Here is a 13,141-nt window from a genome sequence, read left to right on the forward strand (position 1 = left end):
CGCGGTGGAAAGCGGCCTTACGCCTCTTTCGGCACCACCCGCAGGCGCAGCTCGCGCAGTTGGTCATTGGTCGGCTCCGAGGGGGCGTTCATCAGCAGATCCTCGGCGCGCTGGTTCATCGGGAACATGATGCCCTCGCGGATGTTCATCTCATCGGCCAGCAGCATCACGGCGCGGTCGATGCCCATGGCGCAACCACCGTGAGGGGGCGCGCCATATTTGAACGCCTTGACCATGCCGCCAAAGCGCTTGTCCACTTCGCTGTTCGGGTAACCGGCCAGCTCGAAAGCCTTATACATGATCTCGGGCTTGTGGTTGCGGATACCGCCCGAAATCAGCTCATAGCCGTTGCAGGCCAGATCATATTGATAGGCGTAAACGCCGAGCGGGTCGCCTTGCAGCGCCTCCATCCCGCCTTGCGGCATGGAGAAGGGGTTGTGGCTGAAATCAATCTTGCCGTCGTCGGTTTTCTCATACATCGGGAAATCGACGATCCAGGCAAAGCGGAAGGTATCGGTTTCCGCCAGGCCCAGCTCGCGGCCGATCTCGTTGCGGGCGCGGCCCGCGAAGCCTTCAAATTGCTCGGGTTTACCGCCGAGGAAGAAGGCCGCGTCACCGAGGCCAAGGCCCAGCTGCTGACGGATCGCCTCGGTCCGCTCGGGCCCGATGTTTTTCGCCAGAGGGCCAGCGGCCTCCATGCCCGAGCCATCTTCGGCCTCGCGCCAGAAGATATAGCCCATGCCCGGCAGGCCCTCTTTCTGCGCAAAGGCATTCATCCGGTCGCAGAACTTGCGGCTGCCGCCCGTGGGCGCCGGGATGGCGCGGATTTGCGTGCCTTCGTTTTCCAGCAGCTTGGCAAAGACGGCGAAACCCGAGCCTTTGAAGTGATCGGAGACGATCTGCATCTTGATCGGGTTGCGCAGGTCGGGCTTGTCCGACCCATACCACAACAGGCTGTCGCGATAGGCGATGCGCGGCCAGTCGGTTGCGGTTTTGCAATCGGGGCGGAACTTCTCGAACAGGCCCTGAATGACCGGCTGCACGGCGGCGAAGATGTCTTCCTGCTCCACAAAGGACATCTCGACATCCAGCTGGTAGAAATCGGTGGGCGAGCGGTCGGCGCGCGGGTCTTCGTCGCGGAAGCAGGGCGCGATCTGGAAATAGCGGTCGAAACCGGCCACCATGATCAGCTGCTTGAACTGCTGCGGCGCTTGCGGCAGGGCGTAGAACTTGCCCGGATGCAGGCGCGACGGCACCAGAAAGTCGCGCGCGCCTTCGGGGCTGGAGGCGGTGATGATCGGGGTCTGAAACTCGTTAAACCCTTGATCCCACATGGCGTTGCGCAGGTGCCGCACCACGTTGGAGCGCAGCATCATGTTGCCATGCAGCTTTTCGCGGCGCAGGTCGAGGAAGCGATAGGTGAGGCGGGTTTCCTCGGGGTAATCCACCTCGCCGAAGACCGGCATCGGCAGCTCGGCGGCCTCGCCCAGCACGCGGATGCCCTTGATATAGACCTCGATCTCGCCGGTCGGCAGTTTGGGGTTCACAAGGGCGGCGTCGCGGGCCTTCACCACGCCATCCAGGCTGATGACCCATTCGGCGCGGACCTTTTCGATCTCGGCAAAGGCCGGGCTGTCGCTGTCGGCCAGCACCTGCGTGATGCCGTAATGGTCGCGCAGGTCGATGAACAGCACGCCGCCATGATCGCGCACGCGATGGACCCAACCCGACAGGCGCACATTCTGGCCCACGTGATCCTTGTTGAGTTGCGCACAAGTATGGCTGCGATAGGCGTGCATCACGCTCCCCTTTCCGAGGCTTTCATCCTGAGGTGCCGATACACACCGGGCGGGCGGCCAAGTCAAGTCTGTGTCAGGAATTGGCCTGTGGCAGGAATTGCGCCGGGATCAGGCCGCGCAGGGCATTGCCGACCCAGAGGCGGACCTGCGGCAGGTCGGCCAGCAGCAAGGGTTCTTCGGGGCAGGCCAGTTCGGCACGCAAGACGCCGGGCAGAAGGCCCGAGGTCAGCGGCGGGGTGCGCAGGCCCTGACCGCGATCGAAGAAGATATTGGTGATGGTGCCCTCGCAGACCTCGCCGCGTTCATTGGCGAAGATCACCTCGTCCATGCCGGGGGGGAGATTGGCGCGGGCCGTATCGTAAAGGCGGCGATGGGTGGTTTTGTGGCGCAGGAACGGGTCGGCGCTGGAGAGGCGTTCGGCGGCGAGGGCGAGGCGCCAATGGGGGGCGGCGGCGGGCAGAGGCGCCAGGGTGACCTCTGGGCCGGAGGCATCCAGCGTCAGGCGCACGCGCGCCGCGCCCTCGGGGCGGGGCAGCAGGGCGGTCACCGCCTGCGGATCGCAGGCAAACCCAAATGTGGTGGCAGATCGCGCCAGACGCGCCAGATGCAGGGGCAGACGCGGATAGGTGGCGCCATCCCACAACAGCGTCTCGATCAACTTCAGCCCCGGCAGAGGCTCGATGCGTAGCGGGCTTTCCAATGCGCTTCCTCCCATTCGCCTTGCGCCGTGCTGTCTTGCACCACGCCGCCGCCCACGTTCAGCACCACCCGCCCGCCAAAGATGGAGAGCGTGCGGATCGCCACATTGAACACCGCCGCGCCATCGGGGGCCATCCAGCCGATTGCGCCGCAATAGACGCCGCGCGGGAAGGGCTCGACCTCGCGGATGATCTGCATGGCGCGGATTTTCGGCGCCCCGGTGATCGAGCCGCAGGGGAACAGCGCGGGCATCAGCCGGGCAAGGCTGGGCGGTTCGGCCAATTGCCCGACGATGCGGGAGGACATTTGATGCACCGTGGCGAAGGCCTCGACCGAGAACAGCTCGGGCACCTTGACGCTGCCAATGCGGGCGATGCGCGAGATGTCGTTGCGCAGAAGATCGACGATCATCAGGTTCTCGGCCCGGCCCTTTTCGCTGCGCCACAGCGCCTCGGCCAGGGCCGCGTCTTCCTCGGGGTCGGGGCTGCGCGGGGCGGTGCCCTTCATCGGGCGGCTTTCGATGCGGCCCCCGGGGGTGACGGAAAAGAACAGCTCGGGGCTGCGCGAGACGATGGCAGGGCCGATACCAAGGTCGATCAGCGCGCCATAGCCGACGGTTTGCCGAGCCTTCAGCGCGGCATAAAGCCCGCGCGGATCGCCGGTCAGCATGGCCTCCATCGGGAAGGTGAGGTTGATCTGATAGCAATCGCCCGCACCGATATAGTCCATCACCCGGGCCATGGCGGCGTTATAATCTTCTTGCGAAACAAGCGGCTTGAGCGGCGACAGGCTGGCCGTTCCGGTGATCTCGGGCGCGGCTTGTGGCGCGTCATAGACGCCGAAAGCCAGCAGGGGATGGGCGCGCCCCTCCGGCATCAAGGGGGCCAGCTTCGGCTCCAGCGCATAGCCCGCCTCGTAAGACAGATAGCCCGCAACCCAGGCCCCCGCCGCCCGCGCCGCATCCAGCCGCGCCAGGGCCGGGGCCAGCTCCGCCCCCTCGCGCGCCACGATCACCTCGCGCGCCATATCGAACAAGGCAGGCCGCCCACCCGGCCCATGTTCCAGCAGGATCACGTCAAACACTCCCGTTGCTGCCCGCCCCGTTGCTGCCCGCGATGTAGCACCCGCCCTGCCCCTCGGCCAGTGCGCAAGCGACCGGATGGATCGGATGCGCGGCGATAAGCCCTTGCGCCCCGGCCTGCGCTGACTATAACCCCCGACAATTTGCGCGATGCCCAGAATCTTTCCGCCGTCCCCATGGGGCGCGGGGGCGCATATGCGCAGCACATTTATGGGGGCCACCATGCCGAAAAGAACCGATATCTCCTCGATCATGATCATCGGTGCAGGCCCCATTGTGATCGGGCAAGCCTGCGAGTTCGATTATTCCGGCGCACAGGCCTGCAAGGCGCTGCGCGAGGAAGGCTATCGGGTCATCCTCGTGAACTCCAACCCCGCCACGATCATGACCGATCCGGGTCTGGCCGACGCCACCTATATCGAGCCGATCACCCCCGAAGTGGTCGCCAAGATCATCGAGAAAGAACGCCCTGACGCCATCCTGCCCACCATGGGCGGCCAGACCGGGTTGAACACCACGCTGGCGCTGGATGACATGGGCGTGTTGGAAAAGTTCAACGTGAAGCTGATCGGCGCCAATCGCGCCGCCATTGAAATGGCAGAAGATCGCAAGCTGTTCCGCGAGGCGATGGACCGTCTGGGCCTTGAAAACCCCAAGGCCACCATCATTGCCGCCCCCAAGGTGAACGGCAAGTTCGACATCGCCGCCGGTGTGGCCGAGGCAATGACCCAGCTGGAATATGTCGGCCTGCCCGCGATCATCCGCCCGGCCTTTACCCTCGGCGGCACCGGTGGTGGCGTGGCCTATAACCGCGACGATTACGAGGCCATCGTGAAATCGGGGCTTGAAGCCTCGCCTGTGGCGCAGGTTCTGGTCGATGAATCGCTGCTGGGCTGGAAAGAATACGAGATGGAGGTGGTGCGCGACCGCAAGGATAACGCCATCATCGTCTGCGCGATTGAAAACATCGACCCGATGGGCGTGCATACCGGCGATTCGATCACCGTTGCCCCGGCGCTGACCCTGACCGACAAGGAATATCAGATCATGCGCAACGGCTCGATTGCCGTGCTGCGCGAGATCGGGGTGGAGACCGGCGGCTCGAACGTGCAATGGGCGATCAACCCGGCTGACGGCCGCATGGTGGTGATCGAGATGAACCCGCGCGTCTCTCGCTCCTCGGCGCTGGCGTCGAAGGCCACCGGCTTCCCGATTGCCAAAATCGCCGCGAAACTGGCGATTGGCTACACGCTGGACGAGCTGGATAACGACATCACAAAGGTCACGCCCGCGTCGTTTGAACCCTCGATCGACTATGTGGTGACCAAGATCCCGCGGTTCGCTTTTGAAAAGTTCCCCGGTTCGGAAAACAACCTGACCACCGCGATGAAATCGGTGGGCGAGGTGATGGCGATTGGCCGCACCATCCATGAAAGCCTGCAAAAAGCACTGGCTTCGCTGGAAACCGGGCTGTCGGGCTTTGACGAATTCGCCATTCCGGGCGCGCCGGACAAGGCCTCGATCTTCAAGGCCTTGGGCATGCAGACGCCCGACCGGCTGCGCGTGATCGCGCAGGCCATGCGCCATGGGCTGACCAATGACGAGATCCAGCAGGTGACCTCGTTTGATCCGTGGTTCCTGGCGCGCATTCGCGAAATCATTGATATGGAAGCGGAAATCCGCAGCCAAGGCCTGCCGGTGACCGAAGAGGGCCTGCGCGCAGTCAAGATGATGGGCTTCACCGATGCACGTCTGGCCAAGCTGACGGGCCGGGATGAGGGTCAGGTGCGCCGCGCCCGCCGCAATCTCGGCGTGAAGGCGGTGTTCAAGCGCATCGACACCTGCGCCGCCGAATTCGAGGCCCAAACCCCCTATATGTATTCCACCTACGAGGCCCCCGCGATGGGCGATGTGGAATGCGAAAGCCGCCCCTCCAATGCCAAGAAAGTGGTCATTCTGGGCGGGGGTCCGAACCGCATCGGGCAAGGCATCGAGTTCGATTATTGCTGCTGCCATGCCTGTTTCGCGCTGACCGCGCAGGGCTATGAGACGATCATGGTCAATTGCAACCCCGAGACGGTCTCGACCGATTACGACACTTCGGACCGGCTGTATTTTGAACCCCTGACGCTGGAACATGTGCTGGAAATCCTGCGGGTAGAGCAGGAGAATGGCACGCTGCACGGGGTGATCGTGCAATTTGGCGGCCAGACCCCGCTGAAGCTCGCCAATGCGCTGCATGAGGAGGGCATCCCGATCCTCGGCACCACGCCGGATGCGATTGATCTGGCCGAAGACCGCGAGCGGTTCCAGAAATTGCTGAACGATCTGGGGCTGAAACAGCCGGTGAACGGCACGGCGCGCTCGCGCGACGAGGCCTTTGCCGTGGCCAAGGCCGTGGGCTATCCGCTGGTGATCCGCCCCAGCTTCGTGCTGGGCGGCCGCGCCATGGAGATCGTGCGCAGCGACGAGCAGCTGGAGCGCTATATCGCCACGGCGGTGCAGGTTTCGGGCGATACCCCGGTGCTGCTGGACAGCTATCTCTCGGGCGCCATCGAGGTGGATGTGGATGCGCTTTGTGATGGCGAGAACGTCCATGTTGCTGGAATCATGGAACATATCGAAGAGGCCGGGGTGCATTCGGGCGATAGCGCCTGCTGCCTGCCGCCGCATTCGCTCAGCGCCGAAACGGTGGCCGAGCTGAAGCATCAGACCGTACTGATGGCGCGCGCGCTGCATGTGGTGGGCCTGATGAACGTGCAATTCGCCATCAAGGATGGCGTGATTTACGTGCTGGAAGTGAACCCGCGCGCCTCGCGCACCGTGCCGTTTGTCGCCAAGGCAACCGATAGCGCCATTGCCTCGATCGCGGCGCGGCTGATGGCGGGGGAACCCCTGTCGAACTTCCCCGAACGCGCGCCCTATGCGGGCGATGTCGGCCCCGATTCGGTGCTGCCGCTGGCCGATGCGATGACGCTGGCCAACCCGATCACGCCCTGGTTCAGCGTCAAGGAAGCCGTGCTGCCCTTCGCCCGTTTCCCCGGCGTGGACCCGCTGCTGGGGCCGGAGATGCGCTCCACCGGCGAGGTGATGGGCTGGGATCGCAGCTTTGCGCTGGCCTTCCTCAAGGCCCAGATGGGCGCGGGCACGCATCTGCCGGAAAGCGGCAAGGTTTTCTTGTCGATCAAGGACATGGACAAATCCGATGCCATGGCCGATGCGGCGCGCGGGCTGGTGGCGATGGGCTTCCAGATCGTCGCCACGCGCGGTACGGCGGCCTGGCTGACCACGCAGGGCGTGGCCTCGACCTCGGTGAACAAGGTCTATGAGGGCCGCCCGAATATCGTGGATGCGTTGAAAAACAACGAGATTTCGTTGGTGATGAACACGACCGAAGGCACGCAGGCCATTGCCGACAGCCGCGACATCCGCCGCGTCGCGCTGATGGACAAGATCCCCTATTTCACCACCGCCGCCGCCGCCATCGCCGCCGTCGCCGCGATGAAGGCCCGCAGCGAGGGCTATGGGGTGCGGACGTTGCAGGGCTAAGGCCCCCGCGAGATGCGAAAAGGGCCGGGGATTTCCCGGCCCTTTTTCATGCGCAAGTCCTGTCGGCTGGTCTGGGGTGTGGGGTGGGTGTGGTGCGACCAGCCGACAGTGCGTTGCTTGCCCCGTAACTCTGCCGCTGGCACGGGCGCATTGCAACTAAAAGATGCGCAATTGATCTGAGTAATCCGAAAAATTGATCTGTTTTTCTTTACGTCTTCCCAATCTTGCCTGCAAAAAGGTTAAGGACGGGCCGCAAGTCGCCACAACCACCCTTGAACCGGAACAAAAACGGATCATGTTGAGGGCCAAGCCCAGCGAGTCGCCATGCCCCATAACAATACCAATGCCCCCGCCGCCCGTCCCGACGTGTTGACCCGCCCCAAGCTGGAGGGCGGCCGCCGTTTTGTGATGCAGACCCCGTTCCAGCCAGCGGGCGATCAGCCGCGCGCCATCGCCGAGCTGACCGCCGGTGTCGAGGCGGGCGAGCATGACCAGGTTCTGCTGGGCGCCACCGGCACCGGCAAAACCTTCACCATGGCGAAAATCATCGAGGAAACGCAGCGCCCGGCGATCATCCTGGCGCCCAACAAGACGCTGGCCGCGCAATTATACGGCGAATTCAAGGGCTTCTTCCCCGAAAACGCCGTTGAGTATTTCGTAAGCTATTACGATTACTACCAACCCGAGGCCTATGTCGCGCGGTCGGACACCTATATCGAGAAGGAGAGCCAGATCAACGAACAGATCGACCGGATGCGCCACTCGGCCACCCGGGCGTTGCTGGAGCGAGACGATGTGATCATCGTCGCGTCGGTGTCCTGCATCTATGGCATCGGCTCGGTCGAGACCTACTCCGCCATGACGCAAGACCTGATCGTGGGGCAAATGTATGAACAAAGACAAGTGATTGGCGAATTGGTGGCGCAGCAATACCGGCGCAATGACGCGGGTTTTGCGCGCGGCTCGTTCCGGGTGCGCGGCGACAGTCTGGAAGTGTGGCCCGCCCACCTTGAAGATCGCGCCTGGCGGTTCTCGTTCTTCGGGCCCGAGCTGGAAAGCATCGTGGAATTCGACCCGCTGACCGGGGCGAAAACCGATGTGTTCAAACAGATCCGCATCTATGCCAACAGCCACTACGTGACCCCGCGCCCCACCATGCAGCAGGCGATCAAGGGCATCAAACTGGAGCTGAAACAACGGCTTGAGCATCTGGTGAACGAAGGCAAGCTGCTGGAGGCGCAGCGGCTGGAACAGCGCACCAATTTCGACCTGGAGATGCTGGAGGCCACCGGCGTCTGCAACGGGATCGAGAATTATTCGCGCTACCTGACGGGCCGCGCACCGGGCGAGCCACCGCCGACGCTGTTCGAGTTCATCCCCGACAATGCCATTGTTTTTGCAGACGAATCCCACGTTTCAGTGCCGCAGATCGGCGGCATGTATCGCGGCGACTATCGGCGCAAGTTCACGCTGGCGGAACATGGTTTCCGCCTGCCCTCCTGCATGGACAACCGCCCGCTGAAATTCGAGGAATGGGACGCGATGCGCCCGCAGTCGATTTTCGTCAGCGCCACGCCAGCCGCCTGGGAGATGGAGCAGGCGGGCGGGGTCTTTGCTGAACAGGTGATCCGCCCGACCGGCCTTCTGGACCCGGTGGTGGAAATTCGCGCCGTCGACATGCAGGTGGACGACCTGCTGGACGAGATTCGCCGCGTTGCCGCACAGGGGCTGCGGGTGCTGGTCACCACCCTGACCAAGCGCATGGCCGAAGACCTGACGGAATATTTCCACGAACAGGGCATTCGCATCCGCTATATGCACTCGGACATCGACACCATCGAACGTATTGAAATTCTTCGCGATTTGCGGCTGGGGGCCTTTGACGTGCTGGTGGGGATCAACCTGCTGCGCGAGGGCCTCGACATCCCGGAATGCGGGTTGGTGGCGATTCTGGATGCCGACAAGGAAGGCTTTCTGCGGTCCGAGACCTCGCTGATCCAGACCATCGGCCGCGCCGCGCGCAATGCCGAAGGTCGGGTGATCATGTATGCCGACCGCATCACCGGCAGTATGGAACGCGCCTTGGCCGAGACCAACCGGCGGCGCGAAAAACAGATGGCTTACAATACCTTGCACGGTATCACGCCGCAGACGGTGAAGAAAAACGTCGAGGATGTGCTGGCGGGTCTGTGGCAGGGCGATACCGATCAGTCGCGCGTGACCGCCAAGGTCGACAAGCCGCTGGTCGGCTCCAACCTCGCGGCCCATCTGGATGCGCTGCGGGTGCAGATGCGCAAGGCTGCGGAAAATCTGGAATTCGAGGAGGCCGCGCGGCTGCGCGACGAGGTGAAGCGGCTGGAGGCGGTGGAGCTGGCGGTCTCGGACGATCCGCTGGCGCGGCAATCGGTGATCGAGGAGGCGGTGGAGGAGGCGACCAAGGCCTCGGGCCGCTCCACCGCCGGGCGGGCCGGGCAGCGGGGCGGCACCAAAAAGCGCCGCCGTTAGGTTACAGCCAGCGGTCGCGGCCCGTCCCGGTCGCGTCCGATACCCGGGCAAAGCCCTCGCGCGCGGCGATCAGTTCCAGCCCGCGCGCAACACGGGCGGCAAGCGACAGGCCCTCATAGACCAGCGCGGTATAGATCTGCACCGCCGTGGCACCGGCACGGATCTTCTCCCAAGCCTGCTCGGGCGAGGAGACGCCGCCGACCCCGATCAGAGGCAATTTCCCCTCGGTCAGCTGCGACAGACGGGCCAGCACCCGGGTGGATTTTTCGAACAATGGCGCGCCGGAAAGCCCCCCGGCCTGGCCCTTATGATCCGATTTCAAACCTTCGCGCGACAGCGTGGTATTGGTGGCGATCACCCCGCCAATGCCGGAGGCCAGCGCAACCTCTGCCACGTCGGCGATCTCGTCCTCGGCCAGATCGGGGGCGATTTTCAGGAAAACCGGCACCGGACGGGCCAACCCGGCCTGAACCTCCATCACCCCTGCCAACAGCGCAGACAGCGCCGCACGGCCCTGCAAATCGCGCAGCTTTTCGGTATTGGGCGATGAGACATTCACCGTCGCAAAGTCGATATGCGGCCCACAAGTGGCCAGAACGGCTGCGAAATCTGCGGCGCGATCGGCGCTGTCCTTATTGGCGCCAAGGTTCAGGCCCACCGGCACCGGGCCTTTGGGCCGCAGCGCCAGACGCGGCGAAATCGCACAGGCGCCCTCATTGTTGAAGCCGAAGCGGTTGATCGCGGCACGATCCTCGGTCAGGCGGAACAGGCGCGGCTGCGGGTTGCCGGGCTGCGGGCGCGGCGTCGCGGCCCCCACCTCGAGAAAGCCGAAACCGGACCGCAGGAGCGGCGCCAGCGCCACGGCATTCTTGTCATACCCCGCCGCGAGACCGACCGGATTGGGCAGGGTCAGCCCGGCGAGCTGGGTCTCCAGCCGGGGCGAGGTGATCACGCCGGGCAGCGGCACCAGCCCTGCCCGCAGCGCCGCCAACGACAGACCATGGGCGCGCTCGGGGTCGCAACGATGCAAGGCCCAAAGGCCGATGGTTTCTGCCAGAGTCAAATCACGCCCTCGGGAAAGATATGGCCGGAAATGCCCAGCGGCAGCGACTTGTCCCACACCACATCCGCCAGCCGCAGCCTGCGATAAAGATGCGGGAACAGGGCGCCCCCGCGCGAGGGCTCCCATTTCAGGTCGGCGCCAAAGCTTTCGGACCGAAAGGCCACCAGCACCAGATCGCTTTCAGAGCCGAACCACTTGGCGGCGGTCTCGGCCACCTGCGCGGCGGTGGAAAAATGGATGAAGCCATCCTCCAGATCAACCGGCGCGCCCGCCGTTTCACCGGCGGCGCGGAACGCATCCCATTCGGGGCGGCGGAGGATCTTGTAGATCAGCATGTGGCCGTCTTGCCGCACTCAAGGCTCAAGGTCAATGCAGTGGGCGCATCCGGCGGGAAATTGCCGATGCTTTGGGCGACGTCGCGGCAGGTTCCGCCGATTTGATCATTAAACTTTGACATGAATCGGACAGGCTCTCACTTTGAACGGATCAACCTTTGAGGGAGTTCGGCATGGCGGCGAAATGGCTTTTGTCCGCAGCGGTTATGGCCCTGGGCGCAGGCGCGGCTCAGGCGGATTACACGCTGCATATCCTGCATATCAACGATTTTCACAGCCGGATCGAGCCGGTGAACAAATATGACAGCACCTGCACCGAGAAAGATGCCGCCGAGGATGGCTGCTTTGGCGGCGTGGCGCGGCTGGCGGCCAAGGTCAACAGCCTGCGGCAGGAGATCACGGCGGCGGGCGGCCATGTGATCGTGCTGGATGCGGGCGACCAGTCGCAGGGCAGCCTGATGTTCACCACCTATAAGGGCGTGGCCGAGGCCGAGTTCATGGGGGCGATCGGCTTTGACGCGATGGCGCTTGGCAATCATGAATTCGACAACGGGCCGGAGGGCGTGTTGCCCTTCCTCGACAAGGCCAAGACGCAGCTCGTTTCGGGCAATCTGGATTTCAGCCAGAACAACCTGCTGGCCGGCAAGGTGAACAAGCAGCTGGTGCTGGAGGTGGGCGGCGAGAGGATCGGCATCATCTCGGCGCTGGCGACCGATACGCCAGAGACCTCAAGCCCCGGAAAAACCATCATTTTCAGGGATGAGATCGACAGTCTGAAGGGCGATGTCGCCGATCTGGAAAGCCTTGGCGTGACCAAGATCGTGGCGCTGACCCATGTGGGCTACAAGCGCGATCAGGAGATCGCCGCGGCAGTGCCCGGCATTGACGCCATCGTCGGCGGCCATTCGCATACGCTGTTATCGAACACCGACGAGAAGGCCGCCGGCCCCTATCCGACCATGGTGGGCGCGGTGCCGGTGGTGACCGCCTATGCCTATTCGAAATATCTGGGCCATCTGACCCTGACTTTTGATGACAGTGGCGTGCTGAAGGAAGCCAAGGGCGAACCGATCCTGCTGGATCAATCGGTCCCCCCCGATCCGACGCTCGAGGCCCGAATCAAAGAGCTGGCCGGGCCGATTCAGGCGTTGAAAGCGCAGGTGGTGGCTGAAACGGCCGAGGCGATTGACGGCTCGCGCGAGGCGTGCCGGGCGATGGAATGCGCCATGGGCAATCTGGTGGCCGAAGCGATGCTGGACCGGGTCAAGGATCAGGGCGCGCAGATTGCCATCACCAATGGCGGCGGGTTGCGCGCCAGCATCGACGCGGGCGAGGTGACCATGGGCGAGGTGCTGACCGTGCTGCCGTTCCAGAACACGCTTTCCACCTTCACCGTCACGGGCGCGACGGTGGTGGCCGCGCTGGAAAATGGCGTGAGTCAGGTGGAGGAAGGCGGCGGCCGGTTTCCGCAGGTCGCCGGGCTGACCTATCGGTTTGACCCAAAGGCACCCGCAGGCAGCCGGATCTCGGATGTCATGGTGAAAGAGGGCGACGCTTTCGTGGCCATCGACCCGGCCAAGGACTATCTGGCGGTGTCGAACAACTATGTGCGCGGCGGCGGCGACGGCTACAAGATGTTCATCGACGCCAGGGATGCCTATGATTTCGGCCCCGATCTGGCCGATGTCACGGCAGAGTATCTCGCGAAGAACGCGCCCTACAAACCCTTCACCGATGGCCGCATCACCGTGAAGTAAAAGTCTAAAACCCCCGCATGAAGGCCCGGCACATGGCCGGGCCTTTATCATGTATACATGTATACATAATTTCAGGTTATGTATCAGGCACCTTTTTCTGGCGTTGTCGCAGCCCCGCTTCCTATGGAATTTGAGCGCAAGCGGCGCCCCCTCCCCCTCATGGCGCCGCACCGCCATGAAGGACATTCGCGATGACCGATCACAGCCAGATTCTTGACCTTTTGCAGGCCCAGCCGCAGGGCATGAGCCTTGCCCGCCCCTTCTATACCGATCCGGGTTTTTATCAGGCCGATCTGGATCTGATCTGGTACAAGACCTGGATCTTTGCCGCCAATCTGGTGGAGCTGCCCAAA

8 protein-coding genes are annotated in these 13,141 nt (G+C 63.6%); 3 read left to right on the top strand and 5 right to left on the bottom strand.

Translation table 11 applies throughout. From position 1 onward, the window contains the following. Positions 1–17 precede the first annotated feature (17 nt). From aspS to JNN06_RS03600, 3 genes are all read right to left on the bottom strand, one after another. The gene (gene aspS / locus JNN06_RS03590; protein ID WP_291238228.1) at positions 18–1,799 is read right to left on the bottom strand and encodes an aspartate--tRNA ligase; all 1,782 of its coding nucleotides are present in this window, start codon (positions 1,797–1,799) and stop codon (positions 18–20) included. A 73-nt stretch (positions 1,800–1,872) separates the two neighbouring features. Continuing rightward, positions 1,873–2,514, bottom strand: a complete 642-nt coding sequence (locus tag JNN06_RS03595) for an aminotransferase class IV family protein (RefSeq protein WP_291238229.1) — start codon at positions 2,512–2,514, stop codon at positions 1,873–1,875. Next, positions 2,460–3,572: an aminodeoxychorismate synthase component I gene (locus JNN06_RS03600; protein ID WP_291238230.1), complete on the bottom strand. Its 1,113-nt coding sequence runs from the start codon at positions 3,570–3,572 to the stop codon at positions 2,460–2,462. Before JNN06_RS03600 ends, JNN06_RS03595 begins: the two co-directional genes overlap by 55 nt. 229 nt (positions 3,573–3,801) lie before the next feature. Between JNN06_RS03600 and carB the strand changes: the two genes are divergently transcribed. Both carB and uvrB read left to right on the top strand, forming a co-directional pair. Beyond that, positions 3,802–7,128, top strand: coding sequence for a carbamoyl-phosphate synthase large subunit (gene carB, locus JNN06_RS03605; RefSeq protein WP_291238231.1), 3,327 nt, complete (start codon positions 3,802–3,804; stop codon positions 7,126–7,128). A 324-nt stretch (positions 7,129–7,452) separates the two neighbouring features. Continuing rightward, positions 7,453–9,633 carry an excinuclease ABC subunit UvrB gene (gene uvrB, locus JNN06_RS03610; RefSeq protein WP_291238232.1) on the top strand — a complete coding sequence of 727 codons (2,181 nt, stop codon included), beginning with the start codon at positions 7,453–7,455 and terminating at the stop codon, positions 9,631–9,633. A 1-nt stretch (position 9,634) separates the two neighbouring features. Here uvrB and JNN06_RS03615 read toward each other — a convergent pair whose 3' ends face one another. After that, positions 9,635–10,696 (bottom strand): quinone-dependent dihydroorotate dehydrogenase, encoded by a 1,062-nt coding sequence (locus JNN06_RS03615; RefSeq protein ID WP_291238233.1) that lies wholly within the window; start codon positions 10,694–10,696, stop codon positions 9,635–9,637. Next, the gene (locus tag JNN06_RS03620; RefSeq protein WP_291238234.1) at positions 10,693–11,031 is read right to left on the bottom strand and encodes a DUF952 domain-containing protein; all 339 of its coding nucleotides are present in this window, start codon (positions 11,029–11,031) and stop codon (positions 10,693–10,695) included. Before JNN06_RS03620 ends, JNN06_RS03615 begins: the two co-directional genes overlap by 4 nt. A gap of 173 nt (positions 11,032–11,204) precedes the next feature. Between JNN06_RS03620 and JNN06_RS03625 the strand changes: the two genes are divergently transcribed. Then, entirely contained in the window at positions 11,205–12,788 is a 1,584-nt protein-coding gene (locus JNN06_RS03625; RefSeq protein WP_291238235.1) for a bifunctional metallophosphatase/5'-nucleotidase, read from the top strand. Positions 12,789–13,141: the final 353 nt, after the last annotated feature.

The sequence above is a fragment of the Gemmobacter sp. genome, from assembly GCF_016792925.1.
Classification (GTDB): domain Bacteria; phylum Pseudomonadota; class Alphaproteobacteria; order Rhodobacterales; family Rhodobacteraceae; genus Gemmobacter.